Source organism: Pseudomonas maumuensis (assembly GCF_019139675.1).
GTDB classification, from domain to species: Bacteria; Pseudomonadota; Gammaproteobacteria; order Pseudomonadales; family Pseudomonadaceae; genus Aquipseudomonas; species Aquipseudomonas maumuensis.
Map to the genome: position 1 here is coordinate 1863337 of NZ_CP077077.1, position 26999 is coordinate 1890335.

Below are 26999 nucleotides of genomic sequence, written 5' to 3' on the forward strand. Positions count from 1 at the left end.
CCATGATACGCCTGTGGTGGCGCGCGCGGGGCGCACTGCGACACTTAGTCGCGTTGGGTTGGCTATGCGAATCGTGATATGGCGGGTGTCAATTGATGCAGATCATGAACAGCATGTTTAGCAAGGTGAATGTAGGAGCGGGCAAGCCCGCTCCTACACCGTTACTGCGCGGGTGCCTGCTGTTGTTCCTGGTGCGACAGGCTGTACACGTACGCCGCCAGCAGATGCACCTTGTCGTTGCCCTGCATCTGCGCCTGGGCCGGCATCTGGCCCTGGCGACCATAGCGGATGGTCTGTTGCAGCTGGGCGAAGCTCGAACCGTAGATGAACGCCTGCGGGTGGGTCAGGTTGGGCGCGCCCATCGCCGGGGTGCCCTTGCCTTCGGGGCCGTGGCAGGCCACGCAGTTGGTGGCGAAGATTTCCTTGCCTTTGGCCGGATCGGCCTTGGCGTCCTCGGGCAGCTTGCGGCCGTCGAGGTTGGTCAGCACGAAGGCCGCCACATCGGCCACGCCCTGTTCGCCGATCACCGTGGCCCAGCCTGGCATCACGCCATGGCGACCGTTCATGATGGTGGTCTTGATGGTCTCCGGCTCACCGCCCCAGCGCCAGTCGTTGTCGGTCAGGTTGGGGAAGCCGTAGGCGCCACGGGCATCGGAGCCATGGCACACCGAACAGTTGGAGGCGAACAGGCGCGCGCCCATCTTCAGTGCCTGTGGATCTTTGGCCACTTCCTCCACCGGCATGGCGGCGAACTTGGCGAAGATCGGCCCGAAGCGGGCGTCGGCCTTGGCCATCTCCTTTTCCCATTCATGCACGCCGGTCCAGCCGGCCTGGCCGTTGGAAAACTCGGTTTTCTTTTCGTTGTCGACGTATGCGTAGCCCGGCAGGATGCCTTTCCAGTTGCCCAGGCCCGGGTAGAGCACCAGGTAACCGAGGGCGAAGACCACTGTGCCGACGAACAGCCAGAACCACCATTTCGGCAGGGGGTTGTCGTACTCCTCGATGCCGTCGAAGGCGTGGCCGACGACTTCGTCGGTGATCTCCTCGCGCTGGCCCCGGCGGGTCGACAGCAGCAGCCAGGTCAAGGCGAAGATGGTGCCCAGGGTCAGGACGGTGACGTACAGACTCCAGAAGGTTGTCATTGTTTTTTGCTCCTAGAAGCTTGTGCTTGCTCGACGTGACGGGTGGCTTCGGGGTCGTCCGCGAACGGCAATTGCGTTGCCTCGTCGAATTCCCGCTTGCGCCGTGGGCTGAACACCCACAGCGCCAGGCCCACGAAGGCCACCAGCACCACGACGGTGCCCAGGCCGCGAATCATCCCGATATCCATCACGGTCACCGTTTGCTCTTGATGAGGGTGCCAAGGCCTTGCAGGTACGCGACCAGGGCGTCCATCTCGGTCTTGCCCTTGACCGCGTCGGCGGCGCCGGCGATGTCTTCATCGGTGTAGGGGGTGCCCAGGGTGCGCAGCACTTCCATCTTCTTGGCGGTGTCCTTGCCGTCGAGCTTGTGCTCGACCAGCCACGGGTAGGACGGCATCTTCGACTCAGGCACCACGTTGCGCGGGTTGTACAGGTGCGCGCGGTGCCAGTCGTCCGAGTAGCGCCCGCCGACCCGGGCCAGGTCCGGGCCGGTGCGCTTGGAGCCCCACAGGAACGGGTGGTCCCAGACGCTTTCGCCGGCCACCGAGTAGTGGCCGTAGCGCTCGGTCTCGGCGCGGAACGGGCGGATCATCTGCGAGTGGCAACCGACGCAGCCTTCGCGGATGTAGATGTCGCGGCCTTCGAGCTCCAGCGCGGTGCGTGGCTTCATGCCCTCGACCGGCTTGTTGGTGACGTCCTGGAAGAACAGCGGGACGATCTGGGTCAGGCCGCCGACGCTGACGGCGATGACCATGAAGAAGGCCATCAGGCCAATGTTCTTCTCGACTGCTTCATGCTTCATCAGTGGGCTCCCACGACGACGATCTTGGTGGCTTCCTCAGCCTCCACCGGGTTGGCGGCGCGTACGGTGCGGTACACGTTGTAGGCCATCAGCAGCATGCCGGAGGCGAAGAACGCACCGCCCAGGGCGCGAACGATGAAGCCCGGGTGGCTGGCCTGCAGGGCTTCGACGAAGGAGTAGGTGAGGGTGCCGTCGTCGTTGATGGCGCGCCACATCAGGCCCTGGGTGATGCCGTTGACCCACATCGAGGCGATGTACAGCACGGTGCCGATGGTCGCCAGCCAGAAGTGCGCGTTGATCAGCCCGACACTGTGCATCTGCTGGCGGCCGTAGAGTTTCGGGATCATGTGGTAGACCGCGCCGATCGAGATCATCGCCACCCAGCCGAGGGCGCCGGCATGGACGTGGCCGATGGTCCAATCGGTGTAGTGCGACAGCGAGTTGACCGTCTTGATGGCCATCATCGGGCCTTCGAAGGTGGACATGCCGTAGAACGCCAGCGACACCACCAGGAAGCGCAGGATCGGGTCGGTGCGCAGCTTATGCCAGGCGCCCGACAGGGTCATCATGCCGTTGATCATGCCGCCCCAGCTTGGCGCCAGGAGAATGATCGACATCACCATGCCCAGCGACTGCGCCCAGTCCGGCAGTGCGGTGTAGTGCAGGTGGTGGGGGCCGGCCCAGATGTACAGGGTGATCAGTGCCCAGAAATGTACGATCGACAGGCGATAGGAGTAGATCGGGCGTTCGGCCTGCTTGGGCACGAAGTAGTACATCATCCCCAGGAAGCCGGTGGTGAGGAAGAAGCCTACGGCGTTGTGCCCGTACCACCACTGGATCATCGCGTCGGTGGCGCCGGCGTAGGCCGAGTACGACTTGAACAGGCTCACCGGCAGCGAGATGTGGTTGACGATGTGCAGCATCGCGGTGACCACGATGAAGGCGCCGTAGAACCAGTTGCCGACGTAGATGTGCTTGGTCTTGCGCTTGACGATGGTGCCGAAGAACACCAGGGCGTAGGTGACCCAGACGATGGCCAGCAGGATCGCCAGCGGCCACTCGAGCTCGGCGTATTCCTTGGTGGTGGTGAAGCCCATCGGCAGGGTGATCAGCGCGCCGACGATCACCGCCTGCCAGCCCCAGAAGGTGAAGGCGGCCATGCTGTCGGAGATCAGGCGGGTCTGGCAGGTACGCTGCACCACGTAGTAGCTGGTGCCGAACAGGGCACAGCCACCGAAGGCGAAGATCACCAGGTTGGTGTGCAGCGGGCGCAGGCGGCCGAAGCTCGTCCATGGCAGGTCCAGGTTGAGCTGGGGCCATACCAGTTGCGAGGCGATGAAGACGCCGAGCCCCATGCCAAGGATCCCCCAGACCACCGTCATGATGGCGAACTGGCGGACGACCTTATAGTTATAAGCAGTCGGACTGATTGCAGTGCTCATTCTAAGGTTCCACGGTTTGGGTGTTCTTGTTGGTTGGTAAATCGGCGCCAGTATCGATAACCCCCAGGGTTATGGCAACGCTTGTTATGTACGCCGACCCGTGTCCAGACCCATTTCGCCACCGTCCCGTGGCGTTGCGGGCTGAAGGATTGTACACAAATAAATATTTGTAATGTGTACCGTTTTTCATGTTTTTCTGATCGATCGGTCAAGCTTTGTTTTTCGGGACGGGCGCGCAAGGCATCATCCCAAAGCCGCAGGCTCGAGCTTCCAGGATCGGTGCGTGGTGTCAGGCTATGCACCACGTCTGTTCCGGTCGCTGCGAGCGGAGCCACTGTGGCAACAAGCTTAGTTGTGTTCGGAGGGGGTGCAAGGCGGGGAGGGTAGAGCGGGCCTGTGGGAGCGGTCTGGCTCCCACAGGGGTGTTGCGCTTGTTTACTTGGCGGTTACGGTTTCCGGCACTTCATCCTGCGACAGGCTGTAGACGTACGCCGCCAGCAGGTGGACCTTGTCGTTGCCCTGGATATCCTGCTGCGCCGGCATCTGGCCCTGGCGGCCGTAGCGGATGGTCTGCTGCAGCTGGGCGAAGCTCGAGCCGTAGATGAATGCCTGTGGGTGGGTCAGGTCGGGTGCGCCCATGGCCGGGGTGCCCTTGCCGGCGGGGCCGTGGCAGGCCACGCAGTTGCTGGCGAAGATTTCCTGGCCCTTGGCCGGGTCGGCCTTGACGCCTTCCGGCAGGCTGCGGCCATCGAGGTTGGTCAGCACGAACGCGGCGACATCCGCCACGCCCTGCTCGCCGATCACCGTGGACCAGCCCGGCATCACGCCGTGGCGGCCGTTCATGATCGAGGCCTTGATGGTCTCCGGCTCGCCGCCCCAGCGCCAGTCCTTGTCGGTCAGGTTGGGGAAGCCGTACGAACCCTTGGCATCGGAGCCGTGGCACACCGAGCAGTTGGAGGCGAACAGCCGGCTGCCCATCTTCAGCGCCTGCGGATCCTTGGCCACTTCCTCCACCGGCATGGCGGCGTACTTGGCGAAGATCGGGCCGAACTTGGCGTCAGCCTTGTCCATCTCTTTCTGCCACTCGTCCACCTGGGTCCAGCCGTTCTCGTAGCCGGGCAGGATGCCTTTCCAGTTGCCAAGGCCGGGGTAGAGGATCAGGTAACCGACCGAGAACACCAGGGTGCCGACGAACAGCCAGAACCACCATTTCGGCAGCGGGTTGTCGTACTCCTCGATGCCATCGAAGCTGTGGCCCATGGTCTGGTCGGTGGTGTCGCTGCTCTGGCCCTTGCGGGTGCCGAGCAGCAGCCAGGTCAGGCCGATCAGGCTGCCGATGGTCAGTACGCTGATGTACGTACTCCAGAAGGTGGTCATTGCCGGGTACTCCTCATTGCAGCAGGTTCCTGCCCGGCGGGGGGCAGGCGGTCGTCGACGAAGGGCAGCAGGCGCGCTTCGGCGAAATCACGGTCGCGGCGGCGGTTGAACACCCAGAGCGACAAGCCGATGAAGGCGATCATCACCAACAGGGTGCCCAGGCCGCGGATCATGCCGATGTCCATTTCCATCGCACTCACCTCTTGTTCTTGATCGCGGTGCCGAGCACCTGCAGGTAGGCGACCAGCGCGTCCATCTCGGTCTTGCCCTTGACGGCGTCCTTGGCCCCGGCGATGTCATCGTCGGTGTACGGCACGCCCAGGTTGCGCAGCACGCGCATCTTGACGTCGGTGTGGCTGTTGTCGACCTGCGAGGACACCAGCCACGGGTAGGACGGCATCTTCGACTCAGGCACCACGTTGCGCGGGTTGTACAGATGCGCGCGGTGCCAGTCGTCCGAGTAGCGCCCGCCGACACGGGCCAGGTCCGGACCGGTACGCTTGGAGCCCCACAGGAACGGGTGGTCCCAGACGCTTTCACCGGCCACCGAGTAGTGGCCGTAGCGTTCGGTTTCGGCACGGAACGGCCGCACCATCTGCGAGTGGCAGCCGACGCAGCCTTCGCGGATGTAGATGTCGCGGCCTTCGAGCTGCAGGGCGGTGTAGGGCTTCATGCCTTCGACCGGCTTGTTGGTGACGTCCTGGAAGAACAGCGGGACGATCTGGGTCAGGCCGCCGATGCTGACGGCGAACACCATCAGCAGGGCCATCAGGCCTATGTTTTTCTCAACGACTTCGTGTTTCATCAGGCTCTACTCCTCAAGCCAGCTGGGCGTTGGCGGTGGCTTGCTCGGCAGCCGGGGCACGCACGGTGCGCCAGGTGTTCCAGGCCATCAGGAACATGCCGCTGAGGAAGATCACGCCGCCGACGAAGCGCACGACGAAGCCTGGGTGGCTGGCCACCAGGGTTTCGACGAACGAGTAGGTCAGCGTGCCGTCGCTGTTGACCGCGCGCCACATCAGGCCCTGGGCGATGCCGTTGACCCACATCGAGGCGATGTAGAGCACGGTGCCGATGGTGGCCAGCCAGAAGTGCGCGTTGATCAGCCCGAGGCTGTACATGCGCTCTTTGCCGAACACTTTCGGGATGGTGTGGTACAGCGCGCCGATGGAGATCATCGCCACCCAGCCGAGCGCGCCGGCGTGGACGTGGCCGATGGTCCAGTCGGTGTAATGGGACAGGGCGTTGACCGTCTTGATGGCCATCATCGGGCCTTCGAAGGTGGACATGCCGTAGAACGCCAGCGAGACGACCAGGAAGCGCAGGATCGGGTCGCTGCGCAGCTTATGCCAGGCACCCGAGAGGGTCATCATGCCGTTGATCATGCCGCCCCAGCTCGGGGCCAGGAGGATCAGCGACATGATCATGCCCAGCGACTGCGCCCAGTCCGGCAGGGCGGTGTAGTGCAGGTGGTGCGGGCCGGCCCAGATGTACAGGGTGATCAGCGCCCAGAAATGCACGATCGACAGGCGATACGAATACACCGGACGCTCGGCCTGCTTGGGTACGTAGTAGTACATCATCCCCAGGAAGCCGGCGGTCAGGAAGAAGCCCACGGCGTTATGGCCGTACCACCACTGCACCATGGCATCGGTGGCACCCGCATAGAGCGAGTAGGACTTGGTCAGGCTGACCGGTACTTCCAGGTTGTTGACGATATGCAGGATCGCCACGGTCAGGATGAAGGCGCCGAAGAACCAGTTGCCCACGTAGATGTGCTTGGTGTTGCGCTTCATCAGCGTACCGAAGAACACCACGGCATAGGCGACCCAGACGATGGTGATCAGGATGTCGATCGGCCACTCCAGTTCGGCGTATTCCTTGGTGCTGGTGTAGCCCAGCGGCAGGCTGATGGCCGCCAGCAGGATCACCAGTTGCCAGCCCCAGAAGGTGAACGCGGCCAGGCGCGGCGCGAACAGGGTGGTCTGGCAGGTGCGTTGCACCGAATAATACGAGGTGGCGAACAGGGCACAGCCGCCGAAGGCGAAGATCACCGCGTTGGTGTGCAAGGGTCGCAGGCGGCCGAAGCTGGTCCACGGCAGGTCAAGGTTGAAGGCGGGCCAGGCGAGCTGGGCGGCAATGAAGACGCCGAGCCCCATCCCGACGATGCCCCACACCACCGTCATGATGGCGAATTGGCGGACCACCTGGTAGTTGTAGGCGGTACTGCTGGTTGTGTTCATGTATGGGTTCCCATCCACGGTTATAGGCAGGCTAGACAGCGAGGCAAGCATGATTAATGGGCAAAGTGCCGGTATTGACGGGGATCAATGGGCGAAGATCGGAAATGTCCCAGGCTTGCGCTGCGATCCTCCGCAAATTCCGGCGGATCGCAGCGTTTGCGGCTGCCTGATCCTGGCGCACGGCGCCGGTGCGCCGATGGACAGCGGGTTTATGGAGGACATGGCGCAAAGGCTGGCAGGGCAAGGGGTAGGGGTGGTGCGCTTCGAGTTTCCCTACATGGCCGAACGGCGGTTGAATGGCGGCAAGCGGCCGCCCAATCCGCAGAAGGTGTTGCTCGAATGCTGGCGGGCTGTATACGACCAGGTGCGACCATTGGTCGCAGGGGCGTTGGCCATAGGTGGCAAGTCCATGGGAGGGCGCATGGCCAGCCTGTTGGCTGATGAACTGGGCGCCGATGCGCTGGTGTGCCTGGGGTATCCGTTCTATGCCGTCGGCAAGCCGGAGAAACCTCGCGTGGAGCATCTTGCAGGCCTGCGCACACGCACGCTGATCGTGCAGGGCGAGCGGGATGCCCTGGGCAATCGCGAGGCGGTCGAGGGGTATGCGCTATCGCCGGCGATCGAGGTGAGCTGGCTGGCGGCGGCGGACCATGATCTGAAGCCGCTGAAGGCGTCGGGGTTCAGCCACGAGCAGCATATGCAGGCGGCGGCGGAGCGGGTGGCCAGGTTTCTCTCATGAAGAGAAACCCCTGTAGGAGCGGCTTTAGCCGCGATCACCCGCGAAGCGGGTGCCAGGCATTGCGTTGCCTGCATCGCGGCTAAAGCCGCTCCTACCCGGAAATGGCATAGGGGCCGGCTTGCTTAGTCGCGGTACTCGCACAGGTAGGCAGTGTCCACGGCCACCTTCAGTTGGAACTTGCTGTCGGCGGCCACGTTGAACTTGTCGCCAGCGTTGAAGGTTTCCCAGTTGTCGCTACCTGGCAGCTTCACGCTCAGGGCGCCGGACACCACATGCATGATCTCGCGCTTGGCGGTGCCGAACTCGTACTCGCCCGGGGCCATCACGCCCACGGTGGCCGGACCTTCCTTGCCTTCGAAGGCGATCGACTTGACGGTGCCATCGAAGTACTCATTGACCTTGAACATCGGGCGACTCCTGAAAAAGCAATGAAAAAAGGCTGGCCAGTATGCCCAAGCCCCGCCCCAGCGTCATCTGTTTCAGGCTGCGCCCGGCGGCAGGCTCAAGGGCAGCAGGCGGGCGGTGTTGCGGGCGTCTTCCAGGGCCCGGTGCTGCTGCCCGGCAAACTGCAGGCCGGCCAGTTGCAGGGCGCTGTTCAGCCCCGCCGGGCGCTGCAGGTGGCGGGCCTTGGCGAAACGTTGCTTGAGGTTGATATGCGGCAGTTGCTCCAGCAGGCTGCGCACATGATGCAGTTGCCATTCCTGCAACAGTTGCTTGCGGTCGTAGTCGCCCCAGCTGACCCACGCCTGCAACTGTGCATGGTGCGGCTGCAGCCACTGTTCGAACTGGCGCCAGACCAGGTCGAATTTCTCCGCGTCATCGACGTTGGCCTGGGTGATGTGCGTCAGTTCGCAGCAGAAAGGCGTCAACTGCGGCCGCCGCCTGGGGCGCACGAAACGCTGGAAGTGATCGACCTCGCGCCCTTCGCGGGTGACCAGGCTCGCGCCGATTTCAATGATTTCCATCTCCGTGATCGGCCAACCGCCGTTGTCGGTAGTGGCTTCCAGGTCGATCACCAACCAGTGGCCCATGCCAGGCTCCCTTTCAATGCACAAAGGCCGGCGCGCTCGCCCGAGCACGCAGGTCAGTGGAGCGTAGCCAAAGTCGAGGCCCACGACATCCCCTGGCACTTTGGCATATTCGGCGGTTGTGCCCGTGTGGGAAAACGCCTAGCTTAGGCGCATTCAGGCCCCTACCCGTGATGAGTGTCCCGACTTGATCCCACTGCTCAGCGTCAAGGTTTCGTCTTCCCTGCTGTTGTTCGCCGCAGTATCGCTGGGCGGTGCGGCGTGGGCCGACGAGGTGCTGGAAGTGAAGATCGGCGCGGCGCACTTCCCACCCTATACCGTGCGCCCCGAGCAGGGCGCCGATACGGGTTTGTTGCCGCAGTTGGTCGAGGCGTTGAACCGTTTGCAGCCCCAGTACCGTTTCGTTCTGGTGCCCACCTCTATTCCCCGGCGCTTTGGCGATTTCCAGCAAGGTCGCACCGATATGGCGATCTTCGAGAACCCGCAGTGGGGTTGGCAGGAGATTGCCCACAAGACCGTGGACATGGGATTGGAGGATGCCGAGATCTTCGTCAGCCGCCAGCAGGCCGGGCGTGACCAGCACTACTTCGACGATCTCGAAGGCAAGCGCTTGGCACTGTTCAATGGCTATCACTACGCCTTCGCCGATTTCAACCCGGATCCAGCTTGGTTGAAGAAGCGCTACCGGGCGACCCTGACCTATTCCCACGACAGTAACCTGAACATGGTCGAGCGCGGGCGTGCGGACATCGCCCTGGTCACGCGTTCGTACCTCAGCGATTTTCTCAAGCGCAATCCGGACAGCGCCAGCCAGTTGCTGGCCTCGCAACGGGTCGACCAGGTCTACCATCACTACGCGCTGCTGCGCCCCGGGGCGTCCATCAGCCCCGAGGCGTTCGCCAACCTGTTGCGCCGGTTGCGCGAAAATGGCGAGCTGCTGCGGATCTTCCAGCCCTACAAGATTACCGTCGAGGCGCCGCACGACTAAATTACGGCAGAGCTGTCGCGTTCTCTCAGGTGAACGCTATGCCCGGTCGACGAATGACCCGCAGGAGCGTGCGTCAGCTCAGACGGCTGCTCTTGCGGCAGTGGATCAGCGCATCGCGGATCATGAAGTTGACCAGCGTCGGTGAGACCCCCAGTTCCTTGGCGATGTCTTTCTGCGGCACGCCATGCAGGCGGTACATCTCGAAGGCGTAGCGGGTACGCTTGGGCAATTCGTCGAGGGCGTCGGCGATGTGTTCCAGCGTGGCGAGGTTGATGTGGGTGGCTTCGGGTGAGGCGTTCTGGATGACCACGTTCATCCCTTCCTCCTCGCTGCCGGAGTACCTGAGTTCCATGGCCTGCTTGCGGTAGTGATCGATGGCCAGGTTGCGCACGATCTGGAACAGGTAGCTGAGCTGGGCCTTGAACGATGAGGTGATCTGCGGGGCGGCGCTGAGCCTGAAGAAGGCGTCCTGCACCACATCCTCGGCGCGCGAGCGGCAGCCAGTGATGCGGGCTGCGATCTTGACCAGGATGCTGCGGTTGTCGACGAATGCCTGGAGTAATGGTGAATCGCACTTACTTGTGGATAGTTGTTCCGCCATGGAAATCACCTTGTCTCAAAGAGGAGAGGGAGCGCACCTCTTAAGGAGGCTTCCTACGACGTGCGACAAACTATTCGTAATGATAATGATTGTCAAATACGAAAGTTAATGAGTTTCTATCCATTTTGGTTCTAAGCTTCAGCCTGTAAAACGCTTCAACATTCGCCTCTGCATCCGGCCTTGGCAGCCTTCCCGACGACCCTAATTTCTTCCCCTGCCCATCCGTTCCCCTGTGTACATCTCGGCTGCCGAACACTGCCCGCCTGTCGTGCGCGGGCCAGTCAGGCGCGACTCACCCAGACACTGGCAGGAACATTCCATGACGGACGCCTTCGAACTCCCGCACTCGCTGGTCCAGGCCCTGGCGCAACGTGCCGCCCAGACCCCGGAGCGCATTGCCTTGCGCTTCCTCGCTGATGCGCCCGGCGAGCAGGCGGTGCTCAGCTACCGAGACCTCGACCAGCGCGCGCGGACCATTGCCGCGGCGTTGCAGGCCAGGGCCGGGTTCGGCGAGCGTGCCATCCTGTTGTTTCCCAGTGGGCCGGACTATGTCGCGGCATTCTTCGGCTGCCTGTATGCCGGGGTGATCGCCGTGCCGGCCTATCCGCCGGAGTCTTCGCGCCAGCACCATCAGGAACGCCTGCTGTCGATCATCGACGACGCCGAGCCGCGCCTGCTGCTGACGGTAGAGGCGCTGTGTGACAGTTTGCAGGGCCTCGAAGCCCTGGCCGGTGCCAGTGCCCCGGGCCTGCTGGCGGTGGACCGCCTGGATCCGCAGCTGGCCGCGCAGTGGCGCGAGCCGGTACTGGAAGGCAGTGACATCGCTTTCCTGCAATACACCTCCGGCTCCACCGCGCTGCCCAAGGGCGTGCAGGTCAGCCATGGCAACCTGGTGGCCAACGAACAGTTGATTCGCCACGGTTTCGGCATCGATCTGAACCCGGACGACGTGATCGTCAGCTGGCTGCCGCTGTACCACGACATGGGCCTGATCGGCGGCCTGCTGCAGCCGATCTTCAGTGGCGTGCCTTGCGTGCTGATGTCGCCGGGTTATTTCCTCGCCCGGCCATTGCGCTGGCTGCAGGCGATCAGCGAGTACGGCGGCACCATCAGTGGCGGCCCGGACTTCGCCTACCGGCTGTGCAGCGAGCGGGTCAGCGAGGCCGCGCTCGCCGGCCTGGACCTGAGCCGCTGGCGCGTGGCCTATTCGGGCTCCGAGCCGATCCGCCAGGACAGCCTGGACACTTTCGCTGAAAAGTTTGCCACCTGCGGCTTCACCGCCAGCAGCTTCTTCGCCAGCTATGGCCTGGCCGAGGCCACCCTGTTCGTCAGCGGCAGCCGCCGTGGCCAGGGTATCGGCGCGCTGGAACTGGATGCCGAGGCCTTCGCCGCCAACCGCGCCGAGCCCGGCCAGGGCAGCGTGCTGATGAGCTGCGGCTACCCGCAGCCGGGCCACGCGGTATGCATTGTCGACCCGCAGCGCCTGGAGGTGTTGGAGGACAACCGGGTCGGCGAGATCTGGGCCGGCGGCCCGAGCATCGCCCTGGGTTACTGGCGCAACCCCGAGGCCAGCGCCCGGACCTTTGTCGAGCGTGATGGCCAGACCTGGCTGCGTACAGGCGATCTCGGCTTCATGCGCGATGGCGAGGTGTTCGTCACCGGGCGCCTGAAGGACATGCTTATCGTCCGTGGCCAGAATATCTACCCGCAGGACCTGGAAAAGACCCTGGAGCGTGAAGTCGATGTGCTGCGCAAGGGCCGGGTAGCGGTGTTCGCCGTCGACGACCGGGGCGAGGAGGGCATCGGCGTGGCGGTGGAGATCAGCCGCAATGTGCAGAAGGCGCACACGCCCGAGGCGCTGATCAATACCCTGCGCCGGGTCATTGCCGATGCCTGTCGCCAGGCGCCGGCCGTGGTGTTGCTGCTCAACCCGGGCGCCTTGCCCAAGACTTCCAGCGGCAAGCTGCAGCGCTCGGCCTGCCGCCTGCGCATGAACGACGGCAGCCTGGATATCTATGCGCGTTTCCCAACGGCGCAGATGGAGCAGGGCAATGGCGTGGCCGGTGACGACCTGCAGGCACGGATCGCGGGTATCTGGCGTGAACTGCTCAAGGTCGAAGCGGTGGCGGCGGACGACCACTTCCTGTTGCTGGGCGGCAACTCCATCGCGGCCACCCAGGTGACCGCGCGCCTGGGCGATGAACTGGGCATCCAGCTCAGCCTGCGCACCCTGTTCGAAGCACCGACCCTGGCCGAGTACAGCGCCGCCGTGGCGGCCGTCCTCGCCGAAGGTGGCAGCGCCGCCGGCACCATCGAAACCCAGGCCCGCGACCAGGCCCTGCCGCAATCACTGGCACAGAACCGCCTGTGGCTGCTGTGGCAGTTGGAGCCGCAGTCCGCCGCCTACAACATCCCCGCCGGCCTTTACCTGCGCGGCGAGCTGGATGTCGCGGCGCTGCAGGCCAGCTTCCAGGCCCTGGTGGCACGCCATGAATCCCTGCGCACGCTGTTCGACGAAATCGACGGCCAGGCCGTGCAACGCATCCTGCCGAGCCAGGCGTTCACCCTGCGTCATCTGGATCTCGAAGGGCAGTCGCCCGCCGAGGTGGCCGCGCGCCGCGAGGATGAGGCGCAGCAGCCGTTCGATCTGCGCCAGGGCCCGCTCCTGCGGGTGACCCTGGCCCGTTTGGACGACGAAGAGCACCAGCTGTGGGTGACCCTGCACCACATCGTCGCCGACGGCTGGTCGCTGAACATCCTGCTGGATGAGTTCGCCCGTCTGTATGCCGCCCAGGACCAGGCCGTGCAACTGCCCGAGCTGACGCTGGGCTACGCCGACTACGGCCAGTGGCAGCGCCAGTGGCTGGCCGAGGGCGAAAGCGCCCGCCAGCTCGACTACTGGAAGAACAAGCTGGGTGACGAACTGCCGGTGCTCGACCTGTGCACCGATCAGCCCCGCGCCAGCCAGCAGCACAGCCGCGCCGCGCGCCACAGCCTCAAGGTACCTGCGGCACTGACCAGCGCCCTCAAGGACTTGGCCCGCGAGCAGCAGACCAGCCTGTTCATGGTCCTGCTGGCCGGCTGGCAGGCCGTGCTGCACCGCTACAGCGGCCAGGGCGACATCCGTGTCGGCGTGCCCAACGCCAACCGCCCGCGCCTGGAAACCCAGGGCATGGTCGGCTTCTTCATCAACACCCAGGTGCTGCGCGCCGAGCTCGACGGCCGTCTGCCGTTCGCCGGGCTGCTGGCCCAGGCGCGCCAGGTCACCCTGGAGGCCCAGGCCCATCAGGACCTGCCCTTCGAGCAGTTGCTCGAGGCGCTGCCGCAGGCCCGTGAACAAGGCCTGTTCCAGGTCATGTTCAACCACCAGCAACGCGACCTGTCGGCCTTGCGTCGCCTGCCCGGCCTGCTCGCCGAAGAGCTACCGTGGCACAGCCGTGAAGCCAAGTTCGACCTGCAGTTGCACAGCGAGGAAGACCACCAGGGCCGCCTGACGCTGGCCTTCGACTACGCCGCCGGGTTGTTCGAGGCGGCCACCGTCAAGCGCCTGGCCAGCCATCTGCTGGCCTTGCTCGAACAGGTCTGCGCCGAGCCGCTGCTTGCCATTGGCGAGGTGCGCCTGCTCGACGAGCACAGCCAGGCGCAACTGCTCGAGTGGGGCCAGGCGCCCATGGCGAGCGCGCCGCGCCTGCTGGTCGAGCAACTCAACGAACAGGCGCGCCTGAGCCCCAAGCGCGCCGCGCTGGTGTGGGAGGGCGGCCAGCTCAGCTATGCCGAGCTGCACCAGCAGGCCAACCGCCTGGCGCACTACCTGCGCGACAAGGGCGTCGGTCCGGACACTTGCGTGGCGATTGCCCTGGAGCGTTCGCCACAGCTGCTGGTCGGCCTGCTGGCCATTCTCAAGGCCGGTGGCGCCTACGTGCCGTTGGATACCGACTATCCGGCCGAGCGCCTGGCCTACATGCTCGGTGATTGCCAGGCTGGCCTGCTGCTCAGCCACAGCAGCCTGCTCGACAAACTGCCGCAGGTCGAAGGCGTGAGCGCCATCGCCCTCGACCAGTTGCACCTGGACAGCTGGCCAAGCCAGGCCCCCGGCCTGCACCTGCACGGCGACAACCTCGCCTATGTGATCTACACCTCCGGTTCCACCGGCCAGCCCAAGGGCGTGGGCAACACCCATGCCGCGCTGGCCGAGCGCCTGCAGTGGATGCAGGCCAGCTATGCGCTGGATGACAGCGACGTGCTGATGCAGAAGGCGCCGATCAGTTTCGACGTGTCGGTGTGGGAGTGCTTCTGGCCGCTGCTCACCGGTTGCAAGCTGGTTTTGGCCGGCCCCGGCGAACATCGCGATCCGCAGCGCATCGCCCAGCTGATCCAGCAATATGCGGTGACCACGCTGCACTTCGTGCCGCCGTTGCTGCAGGTGTTCGTCCAGGAGCCGTTGGCCGCCGGCTGCACCAGCCTGCGCCGGTTGTTCTCCGGTGGCGAGGCGCTGTCCGCCGCCTTGCGTGACCGCGTGCTGCAACTGCTGCCACAGGTGCAACTGCACAACCGCTACGGCCCGACCGAAACCGCGATCAACGTCACCCACTGGCACTGCCAGGCGAATGACGGCGAGCGCTCGCCCATTGGCCGCCCGCTGGGCAACGTGCTGTGCCGGGTGCTGGACGATGAGTTCGAGTTGACCGCGCCGGGCGTGCCGGGCGAGCTGTGCCTGGGTGGCGCCGGCCTGGCCCGCGGCTACCTTGGCCGCCCTGGGCTGACCGCCGAGCGCTTCGTGCCGCAGCCCGATGGCGACGGCGCACGGCTGTACCGCAGCGGCGACCGTGCCCGCTGGCATGTGCAGAGCCAAGCCCTGGAGTACCTGGGGCGCCTCGACCAGCAGGTGAAGGTGCGCGGCTTCCGCGTCGAGCCGGAGGAAGTGCAGGCGGTGCTGCTGGCCGAGCCGGGTGTCGCCCAGGCACTGGTGCTGATCCACAAGGACGCCGTCGGTGCCCAGCTGGTGGGCTACTACAGCGGTGTCGAGCAGACCGAGGCGCTGCTGGCCGCATTGGCCGAGCGCCTGCCGGCCTACATGGTGCCGGCACAACTCATCCATCTTGCGCAGATGCCCCTGGGGCCGAGTGGCAAGGTCGATCGCAAGGCGCTGCCGGCACCGGTCTGGCAGCAACGTGAACATGTCGAGCCGCAAAGCGCGTTGCAACAACAGGTCGCGGCGATCTGGCGCGAGGTGCTGGGCCGGCCGCAGGTCGGCTTGCAGGATGACTTCTTCGCCCTCGGTGGCCACTCCTTGCTGGCTACCCAGATCGTCTCGCGCACCCGCCAGGCGCTGGATGTCGAGTTGCCGCTCAAGGCCTTGTTCGAGGCCAGCGAGCTGGGCGCGTTCTGCGCCGAGATTGCCCGTCTGCAGGACAGCGGCGCACGCAACCTGCAAGGTGCCATCGCCCGTGTCGACCGCCGCCAGGCCGTGCCGCTGTCGTACTCGCAGCAGCGCATGTGGTTCCTCTGGCAGATGGATCCGCACAGCCCCGCCTACAACGTCGGCGGCATGGCTCGCTTCCAGGGCCTGCTGCATGTGGACGCCTTCGAGCGCGCCCTGCAGGCGCTGATTGTGCGGCATGAAACCCTACGCACCACTTTCCCGAGCATCGACGGCAAGCCCTACCAGTGCGTGGCCGACGATAGCCACGTGCAATTGCACTGGCACGACTTCAGCACCCTGGCCGGCGAAGCACGCCAGCAACGCCTGCAGCAATTGGCCGATGACCAGGCGCACCAGCCGTTCGATCTGGAGCGCGGTCCGCTGCTGCGCGCCTGCCTGGTCAAGACCGGCGAGCGTGAGCACTACTTCGTCCTGACCCTGCACCATATCGTCACCGAAGGCTGGGCCATGGATATCTTCGCCCGCGAACTGGGCGAGCTGTACGAGGCCTTCGTCGACGAGCGCGAGTCGCCGCTGGCGCCGCTGCCGGTGCAGTACCTCGACTACAGCGTGTGGCAGCGCCAGTGGCTGGAAAGCGGCGAGGGCGCCCGTCAGCTGGCCTACTGGAAAGACCGCCTGGGCGACGAGCACCCGGTGCTGGCATTGCCCGCTGACCGCCCACGCCCGGCGGTGCAGAGCCATCGCGGCGAGCTGTACCGCTTCGACCTGGACCCGGCGCTGGTCAAGCGCGTGCACGCCTTCAACAGCCAGCGCGGCCTGACCCTGTTCATGACCATGACCGCCACCCTGGCCGCGTTGTTGCACCGCTACAGCGGCCAGCGCGACCTGCGCATCGGCGCGCCGGTGGCCAACCGCATTCGCCCGGAAAGCGAGGGGTTGATCGGCGCCTTCCTCAACACCCAGGTGCTGCGTTGCGAACTGGACGGCCAGATGAGCGCCGGCGCGTTGCTCGACCAGGTGCGCCAGACCATCATCGATGGCCAGTCGCACCAGGACCTGCCGTTCGAGCAACTGGTCGAGGCCTTGCAGCCGCCGCGCTCGAGCGCCTACAACCCGCTGTTCCAGGTGATGTGCAACGTGCAGCGCTGGGCCTTCCAGCAGAGCCGTGAACTGGTGGGCATGCAGGTGGATTACCTGGTCAACGACGCCAGCGCCACCAAGTTCGACCTGTACCTGGAGGTCACCGACCTCGACGGGCGCCTGGGCTGCTGCTTCACCTACAGCCGCGACCTGTTCGATGAGCCGCGCATCGCGCGCATGGCCGAGCACTGGCAGCAGTTGCTGGTGGCGCTGATCGACGATCCGCAGCAGCGCCTATGCGAACTGCCGATGCTGGCTGACGCCGAGCAGCAGGTGCTGATCGGCCAGCTGCAGGGCGAGCAGGACTTCGCGCTGGACCAGACGCTGCACGGGCTGTTCGCCGCCCAGGCTGAGCGGACCCCGCAGGCCCTGGCCCTGACTTTTGCCGGCCAGCACCTGAGCTACGCCGAGCTCGACCAGCAGGCCAACCGCCTGGCCCGCGCCCTGCGCGAGCGCGGCGTCGGCCCGCAGGTGCGGGTTGGCCTGGCGTTGGAGCGATCGCTGGAGATGGTGGTCGGCCTGCTGGCCATTCTCAAGGCCGGCGGCGCCTACGTGCCGCTGGACCCGGAATACCCGCTCGACCGCCTGCGCTACATGATCGAGGACAGCCGCCTGGGCCTGCTGATCGGCCAGCGGGCGTTGCTCGACACCCTGGGCGAACTGCCGCCGGGCGTTGCCCGCTGGAGCCTGGAGGACGATGCCGCGAGCCTGTCCGCCTATAGCGACGCCGCCCTGGACAACCTCAACCTGCCGCAGCACCAGGCCTACCTGATCTACACCTCCGGCTCCACCGGCAAGCCCAAGGGCGTGGTGGTCAGCCACGGTGAAATCGCCATGCACTGCAAGGCGGTGATCGCCGAGTTCGGCATGCGCAGCGACGACTGCGAGCTGCACTTCTATTCGATCAACTTCGACGCCGCCAGCGAGCGCCTGCTGGTGCCGCTGCTGTGCGGTGCCCGCGTGGTGTTGCGTGCCCAGGGCCAGTGGGGCGCCGAGGAAATCTGCCAGCTGGTGCGCGAGCAGCAAGTCAGCGTGCTCGGTTTCACCCCGAGCTATGGCAGCCAGTTGGCCCAGTACCTGGCCGGGCAGGGCGAGCAATTGCCGGTGCGCCTGGTGATCACCGGTGGCGAGGCGCTGACCGGCGAGCACCTGCAACGCATCCGCCAGGCCTTTGCGCCGCAACAGTTCTTCAACGCCTACGGCCCGACCGAAACGGTGGTGATGCCACTGGCCTGCCTGGCACCGGAGCAGATCCCGGTCGACGCCGGCAGCGTGCCGATCGGCCGGGTCATCGGTGCCCGCACCGCCTATATCCTTGACGAGGACCTGGCGCTGCTGCCGCAAGGTGGCATCGGTGAACTGTACGTCGGCGGTGCCGGCCTGGCCCAGGGCTACCACGACCGTCCGGGCCTGAGCGCCGAGCGTTTCGTCGCCGACCCGTTCAGCCATGCCGGCGGTCGCCTGTACCGTACCGGCGACCTGGTGCGCCTGCGCGCCGATGGCCTGGTGGAGTATGTCGGGCGGGCCGACCAGCAGGTGAAGATCCGTGGCTTCCGTATCGAGCTGGGCGAGATCGAGAGTCGCCTGCAGGAGCACGCCGACGTCGAGGAGGCGGTGGTCCTGGCCCTCGACCTGCCGGGCGGCAAGCAGCTGGTGGGTTACCTGGTGTGCCCACAGGCGAGCGCCGACGGCGATGCCCAGGCCCTGCTGCGCGAGGCGGTCAAGGCCGATGCCCGCCAGCACCTGCCCGACTACATGGTGCCGGCGCACCTGGTGCTGCTCGACAGCCTGCCGCTGATGGGCAACGGCAAGCTCGACCGCCGCGCATTGCCTGCCCCGGATCTGGAGCAGGCGCGTCAGCACTACCAGGCCCCAGCCAACGAGCTGGAAGGCCAGCTGGCGCAGATCTGGCGCGAGGTGCTCAACCTGCCGCGCATCGGCGTGCAGGACAACTTCTTCGAACTGGGCGGCGACTCGATCCTGTCGATTCAGGTGGTCAGCCGTGCCCGTCAGCTGGGGCTGCAATTCACCCCGCGTGACCTGTTCCAGCACCAGACCATCCAGACCCTGGCGGCAGTGGTGACCCGCAGCGAGGCGCCGAGCGCGATCGAGCAGGATGCACGTCAGGGCAGCGCCGGCCTGACGCCGATCCAGCACTGGTTCTTCGACAGCGAAGTACCGCAGCCGCAGCATTGGAACCAGGCGGTGCTGCTGCAGGCGCGCCAGCGGTTGCAGGCCGAGGCGCTGGAGCGGGCATTGGCCGCGCTGGCGCAACACCATGACAGCCTGCGCTTGCGCTTCGGTCAGGCCAACGGCCGCTGGCAGGCCGAGTACGCCCAGCCGAGCACCCAGCCGTTGCTGTGGACCGCGACCGTGAGCGATTTCGAGGACTGTCAGGCGCTGTATACCGATGTGCAGCGCAGCCTCGACCTGGCTGAGGGGCCGCTGCTGCGCGCCTTGCTGGTCAGCGATGACCAGGGCGCCCAGCGCCTGCTGCTGGCGATCCACCACCTGGTGGTCGATGGCGTGTCCTGGCGCGTCCTGCTGGAAGACCTGCAGGCGCTGTATCGCGGTGAAACATTGGCCGCCAAGACCCATGCCATGGGCGACTGGGCGGCGCGCCTGGCCAACTACGCCGGCAGCGACTCGCTGCGCGACGAGCTGAGCTGGTGGGAAGCGCAACTGGGCAGCGCCCGTCGCGAACTGCCCTGCGATCATCCCCAGGGCGGCAACCTGCACCGCCATGCCCGCAGCCTTGCCATCGACCTGAACGTGGAACAGACCCGCCAACTGCTACAACAGGCGCCGGCGGCCTACCACACCCAGGTCAACGATCTGCTGCTGACCGCCCTGGCGCGCACACTGTGCCAGTGGAGCGGCGACGAGCAGGTGCTGGTGCAGCTGGAAGGCCATGGCCGCGATGGTCTGTTCGAGGACATGGACCTGACCCGCAGCGTCGGCTGGTTCACCAACGCCTACCCATTGAGCCTGAGCCCCGTAATGGCCGAGGGCGAAGTTGGCCGCGCCGCGTCGATCAAGCGCATCAAGGAACAACTGCGCCAGGTGCCGCACAAAGGCCAGGGCTACGGTGTGCTGCGCTACCTGGCCGACGAGGCCGGGCGTGAGCGCATGGCCGCCTTGCCCCAGGCCCGGATCACCTTCAACTACCTCGGCCAGTTCGACCAGCAGTTCGACCAGGCGGCGCTGTTCCAGCCGCTCGACGCCCCGGCGGGCCTGGCCCATGACCTGGATGCGCCGCTGCCGAACTGGCTGAGTGTCGATGGCCAGGTCTACGGCGGCGCGCTGCAGCTGCGCTGGAGCTTCAGTGCCGAGCGCTATGACGAGGCGACCATCGCCCGTCTGGCCGAGGCCTATCGCCAGGAGCTGCTGGCGTTGGTCGCCCACTGTCTGGCGGACGGCAACGGCAGCTTCACCCCCTCGGACTTCCCCCTGGCGCAACTGACCCAGGAGCAGATCGACACGCTGCCGATCCCGGCCGCCGAGATCGAGGACGTCTACCCGCTGACGCCAATGCAGGAAGGCCTGCTGCTGCACACCCTGCTCGAGCCGGGCACCGGCATCTACTACATGCAGGACCGCTACCGCATCAACAGCGCCCTCGACCCCGAGCGCTTCGCCCAGGCCTGGCAGGCGGTGGTGGCGCGCCACGAGGCGTTGCGCGCCTCGTTCAGCTGGAACGCCGGCGAAGCGATGCTGCAGATCATCCACAAACCCGGCAAGACCGCGGTGGACTACCAGGACTGGCGCGGCCTTGACGAGCACGCCCAGGAAGCGCGCCTGCAAGCGCTGCACAAGGAGGAACGCGAGGCCGGCTTCGAGCTGCTGCGCGAAGCACCGTTCCACCTGCGCCTGGTGCGCGTGGACGATGCGCGTTACTGGTTCATGATGAGCAACCACCACATCCTCATCGATGCCTGGTGCCGCTCGCTGCTGATGAACGACTTCTTCGAGATCTACCAGGCCCTGGGCGAAGGGCGCCAGGCCCAGTTGCCGGTGCCGCCGCGCTACCGCGACTACATCGGCTGGCTGCAGCGCCAGGATCTGGACGAGGCGCGCCAGTGGTGGCAGGCCAACCTGGCCGGCTTCGAGCGCGCCACGGCGATCCCCAGCGACCGTCCGCTGCGCCATGACCACGCCGGTGACGGCATGGTCGTGGGTGACTGCTACACCCGCCTGCAAGTGAGCGAGGGCGCCCGCCTGCGTGAACTGGCCCAGGCCCACCAACTGACGGTCAACACCTTCGCCCAGGCGGCCTGGGCCTTGACCCTGGCGCGCTACAGCGGCGATCGCGACGTGGTGTTCGGCGTCACCGTGGCCGGGCGCCCGGTGAGCCTGCCGCAGATGCAGCGCACGGTCGGCCTGTTCATCAACAGCATCGCCCTGCGCGTGCAGTTGCCGCAGCCGGGCGAGCGCAGCAGCGTGCGCCAGTGGCTGCAGGGCTTGCTCGATCGCAACATGCAGTTGCGTGAGTACGAGTACCTGCCGCTGGTGGCGATCCAGGAATGCAGCGAACTGCCCAAGGGCCAGCCGCTGTTCGACAGTCTGTTCGTGTTCGAGAACGCCCCGGTGGAAACCGCGGTGCTCGACCACGCCCAGCACCTGGACGCCAGCTCCGACTCGGGCCGGACCCACACCAACTTCCCGCTGACCGCGGTGTGCTACCCGGGCGATGACCTGGGCCTGCACCTGTCGTTCGACCAGCGCTACTTCGACTACCCGACCGTCGAGCGCCTGCTCGCCGAATTCAAGCGCCTGCTGCTGGCGCTGGTCGAGGGCTTCGACGGCGAAGTGGGCGAGCTGCCGCTGCTGGGGGCCGACGAACAACGTTTCCTGCTCGAGGACTGCAACCGCACCGAGCATGCCTATGCGCTGGAGCAGAGCTACGTCGAGCTGTTCGAGGCGCGGGTGGCCGCGCATCCGCAGCGCACCGTCGCCCGTTGCGAGGCGGCCGCTTACGACTATGCGGGCTTGAACGTAGCGGCCAACCGGCTGGGTCATGCTCTGGTCGCAGCTGGCGTGGCCATCGACCAACCGGTGGCGCTGCTGGCCGAGCGCGGCCTGGCGCTGCTGGGCATGATCGTCGGCAGCTTCAAGGCCGGCGCCGGCTACCTGCCGCTGGATCCGGGCCTGCCGGCGGCGCGCCTGCAACGCATCGTCGAGCTGAGCCGCACGCCTGTGCTGGTGTGCAGCGCGGCCTGCGCCGAGCAGGCGCGCCAGCTGCTCGATGAAGTGGCGGACGCGGTGCGGCCGAAGCTGCTGGTCTGGGAAGACGTGCAGGCAAGCAACGTGGCCAGCCACAACCTTGGCATCCACAGCGCTCCGGACAACCTTGCCTACGTGATCTACACCTCCGGCTCCACCGGCTTGCCCAAGGGCGTGATGGTCGAGCAGCGCGGCATGCTCAACAACCAGCTGAGCAAGGTGCCGTACCTGGCCCTGGACGAGCAGGACGTGATCGCCCAGACCGCCTCGCAGAGTTTCGACATTTCGGTGTGGCAGTTCCTCGCCGCGCCGTTGTTCGGTGCCAAGGTGGAGATCGTGCCGAACGCCATCGCCCATGATCCGCAGGGCCTGCTGAGCCATGTGCAGGCCACCGGCATCACTGTGCTGGAGAGTGTGCCGTCGCTGATCCAGGGCATGCTGGCCAACGATCACCAGGCCCTCGATGGGCTGCGCTGGATGCTGCCGACCGGCGAGGCCATGCCGCCCGAGCTGGCCGCCCAGTGGTTGCAGCGCTACCCGGCCATCGGCCTGGTCAACGCCTACGGCCCGGCGGAGTGCTCGGACGACGTGGCGTTCTTCCGCGTCGATGCCGCCTCGACCCAGGGCAGCTACTTGCCGATCGGCACGCCGACCGACAACAACCGCCTGTACCTGCTCGGCGAGGACCAGGCCCTGGTGCCGCTGGGCGCGGTGGGCGAGCTGTGCGTCGCTGGTACCGGTGTGGGCCGTGGCTATGTCGGCGACCCGCTGCGCACGGCGCAGGCGTTCATCCCGCACCCGTACGGTGCGCCGGGCGAGCGCCTGTACCGCACCGGTGACCTGGCGCGGCGGCGTCCGGATGGCGTGCTGGAGTACGTCGGTCGCATCGACCATCAGGTGAAGATCCGTGGCTACCGCATCGAGCTGGGCGAGATCGAGGCGCGCCTGCACGAACAGCCGGAGCTGCGCGATGCCGCGGTGGGCGTGCAGGAGGGCGTCAACGGCAAGCACCTGGTCGGCTACCTGGTGGCGCACCAGGGCGTCAGTGCCGACGCCGCGCTGCTCGACCAGCTCAAGCAGCGCCTGCGCGCCGAGTTGCCGGAGTACATGGTGCCGCTGCACTGGGGTTGGTTCGACAGCCTGCCGCACAACGCCAACGGCAAGCTCGACCGCAAGGCGCTGCCGGCCATCGATATCGGTGGCCAGCACAGCCAGGCCTACCTGGCGCCGCGCAATGAGCTTGAAGAGACGCTCGCCGGCATCTGGGCCGATGTGCTCAAGGCCGAGCGGGTGGGCGTGCGCGACAACTTCTTCGAGCTGGGCGGACATTCGCTGCTGGCAACGCAGATCGCCTCGCGGGTGCAGAAGGCCCTGCAATTGAACGTGCCGCTGCGGGCGATGTTCGAGTGCAGCACGGTGGAAGAGCTGGCGGACTATGTGCGTGGGCTGCAGGACAGCGCGCTGGATGACGCCAAGGTCGATCGGTTGAGCGACCTGATGGCGGAGCTAGAAGCGTTGTAAAGGTCATTGCGGGGCAAGTCGCATGGGCGCACCGCCTATGCGACTTGCCCCGCAATGTTTTCAGCGTTTGCCGAGGATCTTCCCGAGCATCTCCGGCCGCGGCGCGCCTTGCTGGCTCTGCAACTGCCCCTGCTCGTCCTGATAGAAGATCGCCGGCGTTGCCGCCAGGCCCAGTTCCTCCATCAGCGCCAGATTCGCCTCGAGCTTCTTCTGCACCGCCTCCGGCACCTTGTCCAGCGCCTTGAGCGTGCTGGCCTTGCCGGCCTTCTCGTGTTCCTGCAAGGCCTTGGCCGGGTCTTTGGCCGCCAGCAACGCGGCGGACTTGCCCGGGCTGTCCTCGCGGATGATACCGACCATGATGTGGCGCAGTTGCACCTTGCCCGACTCGACCCAAGGCCGGGCTTGTTGCCAGAACATGTTGCAGTAGGGGCAGTTGGGGTCGCTGAACAAATAGACGGTGCGCGGCGCGTCGACCTTGCCGTCCTGGATCCAGGCGGTGTTTTCCATCTTCGCCCAGACGGCCTTGCTCATCGGTGCGTACACCAGCTTTTCCAGCGGCTCGGCGCTGAGGTCCTTGCCTTGCTCGTCGAACAGGCTGCCGACCAGAACGTGTTTGCCGTCGGGGGTCAGGTACAAGGCGATGCCATTGTTGTGGTACTCGGCGGCATAGCCGCGCAGCCCGTTGGGAGCGTCGAAGCTGCCCTTGATCACGGCACCCTTGGCCTGCAGCTGCTGGATCGCCTTGGGTAGTTCTTCGGCGTGCAGCAGGGGGGCGGCAAGCAAGGTGAGGGTCAGGGGCAGCAGCGCATTCAGTCGCATGTCAGTTTCCTTGTGGGGCGGGCGCATCGGCGCGTTCGAAGGGTTCCAGGGCGTGGCGCAGGCTGGCGCGCGACAGTTCGCCCAGGTGGCTGCCGACCAACCGTCCTTCGGCGTTGTAGAACAGCGTGGTGGGCAGGGCCATGGAGCCGACCTTGCGGGCCAGCTCGCCGGTGCCGTCGAACAGCACATGGGAGAGGGTCAGGCCGGTGGTGGCCATGAAGGTGCTGACGTTCTCGGGAGTCTCCCCTTGATTGACGAACAGGAAGGTTACGTGGGGATAGTCGTCCTCGGCCTGTTGCAGCACCGGCATCTCGCGGCGGCAGGGAGGGCACCAGGTGGCCCAGATGTTGATGACCAGCGGGCGACCGCGGTAGTCGTGCAGGGCCACCGCCTGCCCGCGGCTGTCGCGCAGGCTTATCTCGGGCAGTTCGGTGCCTTTGCTGTAGAGATGGCTGGCCAGGCTGGCGAGCCCCCAGAACAGGGCGCCGCTGAACAGCGCCCAGCCCAGCGGGCGGCGCAGGCCCGGGCGGCGCCAGCCTTGCCACAGGGTGCCGAGCACGATGCCCAGCAGCCCGCCCCAGAGCAGGAAGCCGCCGTCACGGATATCGATGATTTGCAGCAGGTCGTCGCGGTACATCGGCCAGTAGGCCAGGACGAAGCCCAGACGGGCGAACAGCAAGCCCAGCAGGAACAGGTTGAACAGTGCCGACTCCGGGTTTTCGCCGCCGCGCTTGGCGACCCGCCATCCAACCAGGCTGGCGATACCCAGCGCGGCAAGCAGCAGCAGGTGGTTGAGGGCCATGGTCAGCGGCCCGAGGGTGACGGTGAGCATCAGCCTTGGCTCCTGGTTTGGGTCCAATGCTGGAGGAATCCGGCAGCGTCGATTTCACCGGTGATACGCCGGGCGCGGCGTTCCTCGCCCTCCGGGCCGACCCAGATCAGGCTGGGCGGGCCCGGAACCTGGTAGCGTTGCAGCAGCTCGCGGCTGGCCGGTGAGTCGGCGGTCACATCCAGGCGCAGCAGGTGTACGCCGTCAAGGCTGGCCTGGACATCGGCACGGGCGAACACCTGTTTCTCCATGACTTTGCACGCCACGCACCAGTCGGCGTAGTAGTCCACCAGTACCCACTGCCCACGTTCCTTGGCGGCATCGAGTTCACGTTGCAGCTCGGCCGGTGCGCGGACGGTGACAAAGGCGTCGTGGCCGCTGGCGGGGGCCGCGGCCGTGCTCTTGCCGGCAAAAGGCTGCAAAGGCTGCCACACATCGTTGCCGCCGGCTGCGGCGCCGACCAGCAACAGGCCACCCCACAGCGCGCCCAGCAGGGGGATCGCACGCAAGGCGGGCAGGCGCTGCAGGGCAGGCCAGGCGGCCCAGCCCAGGGCGATCAACCAGGCGCCGGCAAGCGCCAGTACCAGCGTTTCCGGCAGCAGGCCGCGCACGGTGTACAGGGCCATGGCCAGGAACACGAAGCCGAACAAGCCCTTTACCAGGTTCATCCAGGCGCCCGGGCGTGGCAGGTAGCGGTTGCCCAGGGTGACCAGCAGCAACAGCGGAACGCCCATGCCCAGGCCGAGGGCGAACAGTACCAGCGCCCCTTGCAGTACGTCGCCGCTCTGGGCGATGAACAGCAGCGCGCCGGCCAGTGGCGCGGTCATGCAGGGGCCCAGCAGCAAGCCCGACAAGGCGCCCAGCAGCGCCGCGCCATACAGGTTGCCGCCTCGGGTGCCTTGCCCGGCGCGGTCCAGGCGGTCACGCAGGGCGACCGGCAGTTGCAGTTCGAAAGCGCCGAACATCGGCAGGGCCAGGAGCACGAACAAACCCGCCAGGCTGCCCAGCAGCCAGGGTTGTTGCAGCCAGGCCTGCAGGCTGGCGCCCAGCAGCGCGGCGATCACCCCGAGTGCGGCGTAAACCAGGGCCATGCTCAGCACATAGACGCCGGCCAGCCACCAGCCGCGCCGGGCGCTGGCGCCATTGCCCAGGACCAGCCCGGCGAGTATCGGCAGCATCGGCAGCGAGCAGGGGGTGAAGGCCAGCAGCAGGCCCAGGCCGAAGAAGGCCAGCAGGCTCCAGGCCAGGCCGTCCTGCTGCAGGGTGCCGGCCAGGGCCTGGTCGCTGGCCTGGTCGGCAGCCGGTGTTGCCGCAGCCGCCCCGCCAAGGGCGATCGGCGTGGTCTGCGGCGGGTAGCACAGGCCTGCGTCCGCGCAGCCTTGCCAGCCCAGGCGCAGTTCACCGCTGGCGTTGGCCGGCAGCAGCAGCTCGAGTTCGGTGCGATAGACCGCGCTGTCACCGAAGAACTCGTCGTGGTGGTTCTCGGCCTGGGGTAGGGGCGGATGCTGCTCGGGGGGCAAACCGTCGAATTTCAGGCGCTTCTGGTAGAGGTAGTAGCCGTCCTGGATCTGGAAATGCAGGCGCATCTGGCCGTTTTCCAGGCGCTCGTGGGTCAGTACGAAGGCTTCGTTCACCGGCAGGAAGTCCGGTTTGACCGCAAAGGGGTTGGCCTGGAGCGGGCCGGCGAGCAGGAATGTCAGGAAAAGCAGGAGAACACGCATG

The 26999-nt window shown here is 66.2% G+C and carries 17 protein-coding genes; 3 read left to right on the forward strand and 14 right to left on the reverse strand.

Annotated elements, in window-relative coordinates; all coding sequences use genetic code 11:
• Positions 1-161 precede the first annotated feature (161 nt).
• The 8 genes from ccoP (KSS90_RS08565) to ccoN (KSS90_RS08600) all read right to left on the reverse strand — a co-directional run bounded on the left by ccoP (KSS90_RS08565) (position 162) and on the right by ccoN (KSS90_RS08600) (position 7006).
• Positions 162-1142 carry a cytochrome-c oxidase, cbb3-type subunit III gene (ccoP, locus tag KSS90_RS08565; protein ID WP_217869004.1) on the reverse strand — a complete coding sequence of 327 codons (981 nt, stop codon included), beginning with the start codon at positions 1140-1142 and terminating at the stop codon, positions 162-164.
• The gene (locus tag KSS90_RS08570) at positions 1139-1330 is read right to left on the reverse strand and encodes a CcoQ/FixQ family Cbb3-type cytochrome c oxidase assembly chaperone (protein WP_031315534.1); all 192 of its coding nucleotides are present in this window, start codon (positions 1328-1330) and stop codon (positions 1139-1141) included. The genes ccoP (KSS90_RS08565) and KSS90_RS08570 overlap by 4 nt, the downstream gene beginning before the upstream one ends.
• A gap of 5 nt (positions 1331-1335) precedes the next feature.
• Positions 1336-1944 carry a cytochrome-c oxidase, cbb3-type subunit II gene (gene ccoO / locus KSS90_RS08575; RefSeq protein WP_023631369.1) on the reverse strand — a complete coding sequence of 203 codons (609 nt, stop codon included), beginning with the start codon at positions 1942-1944 and terminating at the stop codon, positions 1336-1338.
• A complete protein-coding gene (gene ccoN, locus KSS90_RS08580; RefSeq protein WP_046856465.1) occupies positions 1944-3386 on the reverse strand; it encodes a cytochrome-c oxidase, cbb3-type subunit I in 1443 nt (480 codons plus the stop codon). The genes ccoO (KSS90_RS08575) and ccoN (KSS90_RS08580) overlap by 1 nt, the downstream gene beginning before the upstream one ends.
• A gap of 435 nt (positions 3387-3821) precedes the next feature.
• Positions 3822-4763: a cytochrome-c oxidase, cbb3-type subunit III gene (gene ccoP / locus KSS90_RS08585; RefSeq protein WP_217869005.1), complete on the reverse strand. Its 942-nt coding sequence runs from the start codon at positions 4761-4763 to the stop codon at positions 3822-3824.
• Entirely contained in the window at positions 4760-4954 is a 195-nt protein-coding gene (locus KSS90_RS08590) for a cbb3-type cytochrome oxidase subunit 3 (protein WP_046856463.1), read from the reverse strand. The genes ccoP (KSS90_RS08585) and KSS90_RS08590 overlap by 4 nt, the downstream gene beginning before the upstream one ends.
• A gap of 5 nt (positions 4955-4959) precedes the next feature.
• The gene (ccoO, locus tag KSS90_RS08595; RefSeq protein WP_046856462.1) at positions 4960-5568 is read right to left on the reverse strand and encodes a cytochrome-c oxidase, cbb3-type subunit II; all 609 of its coding nucleotides are present in this window, start codon (positions 5566-5568) and stop codon (positions 4960-4962) included.
• 13 nt (positions 5569-5581) lie between these two features.
• Positions 5582-7006, reverse strand: a complete 1425-nt coding sequence (gene ccoN / locus KSS90_RS08600; RefSeq protein ID WP_050706570.1) for a cytochrome-c oxidase, cbb3-type subunit I — start codon at positions 7004-7006, stop codon at positions 5582-5584.
• Between the two features lie 49 nt (positions 7007-7055).
• Here ccoN (KSS90_RS08600) and KSS90_RS08605 point away from each other — a divergent pair, with 49 nt between their 5' ends.
• Positions 7056-7745, forward strand: a complete 690-nt coding sequence (locus tag KSS90_RS08605; RefSeq protein ID WP_225933174.1) for an alpha/beta family hydrolase — start codon at positions 7056-7058, stop codon at positions 7743-7745.
• Positions 7746-7867: 122 nt separating this feature from the next.
• On the opposite strand, the gene ppnP is transcribed toward KSS90_RS08605, so the two are convergent.
• Positions 7868-8152 (reverse strand): pyrimidine/purine nucleoside phosphorylase, encoded by a 285-nt coding sequence (gene ppnP, locus KSS90_RS08610; protein ID WP_038705716.1) that lies wholly within the window; start codon positions 8150-8152, stop codon positions 7868-7870.
• A gap of 72 nt (positions 8153-8224) precedes the next feature.
• Positions 8225-8776, reverse strand: coding sequence for a 3'-5' exonuclease (locus tag KSS90_RS08615; RefSeq protein WP_217869006.1), 552 nt, complete (start codon positions 8774-8776; stop codon positions 8225-8227).
• A gap of 184 nt (positions 8777-8960) precedes the next feature.
• Between KSS90_RS08615 and KSS90_RS08620 the strand changes: the two genes are divergently transcribed.
• Positions 8961-9761 carry a substrate-binding periplasmic protein gene (locus tag KSS90_RS08620; RefSeq protein ID WP_217869007.1) on the forward strand — a complete coding sequence of 267 codons (801 nt, stop codon included), beginning with the start codon at positions 8961-8963 and terminating at the stop codon, positions 9759-9761.
• Positions 9762-9834: 73 nt separating this feature from the next.
• On the opposite strand, the gene KSS90_RS08625 is transcribed toward KSS90_RS08620, so the two are convergent.
• Positions 9835-10362 (reverse strand): RNA polymerase factor sigma-70, encoded by a 528-nt coding sequence (locus KSS90_RS08625; protein WP_217869008.1) that lies wholly within the window; start codon positions 10360-10362, stop codon positions 9835-9837.
• A gap of 319 nt (positions 10363-10681) precedes the next feature.
• On the opposite strand from KSS90_RS08625, the gene KSS90_RS08630 reads away from it, so the two are divergent.
• Entirely contained in the window at positions 10682-23629 is a 12948-nt protein-coding gene (locus tag KSS90_RS08630; RefSeq protein WP_217869009.1) for a non-ribosomal peptide synthetase, read from the forward strand.
• 60 nt (positions 23630-23689) lie between these two features.
• Here KSS90_RS08630 and dsbG read toward each other — a convergent pair whose 3' ends face one another.
• The 3 genes from dsbG to dsbD are packed head-to-tail and all read right to left on the reverse strand — an operon-like array spanning position 23690 to position 26998.
• Positions 23690-24448 carry a thiol:disulfide interchange protein DsbG gene (gene dsbG / locus KSS90_RS08635; protein ID WP_217869010.1) on the reverse strand — a complete coding sequence of 253 codons (759 nt, stop codon included), beginning with the start codon at positions 24446-24448 and terminating at the stop codon, positions 23690-23692.
• A 1-nt stretch (position 24449) separates the two neighbouring features.
• A complete protein-coding gene (locus KSS90_RS08640; protein WP_217869011.1) occupies positions 24450-25280 on the reverse strand; it encodes a TlpA family protein disulfide reductase in 831 nt (276 codons plus the stop codon).
• Positions 25280-26998: a protein-disulfide reductase DsbD gene (gene dsbD, locus KSS90_RS08645; protein WP_217869012.1), complete on the reverse strand. Its 1719-nt coding sequence runs from the start codon at positions 26996-26998 to the stop codon at positions 25280-25282. Before dsbD ends, KSS90_RS08640 begins: the two co-directional genes overlap by 1 nt.
• Position 26999 lies beyond the last annotated feature (1 nt).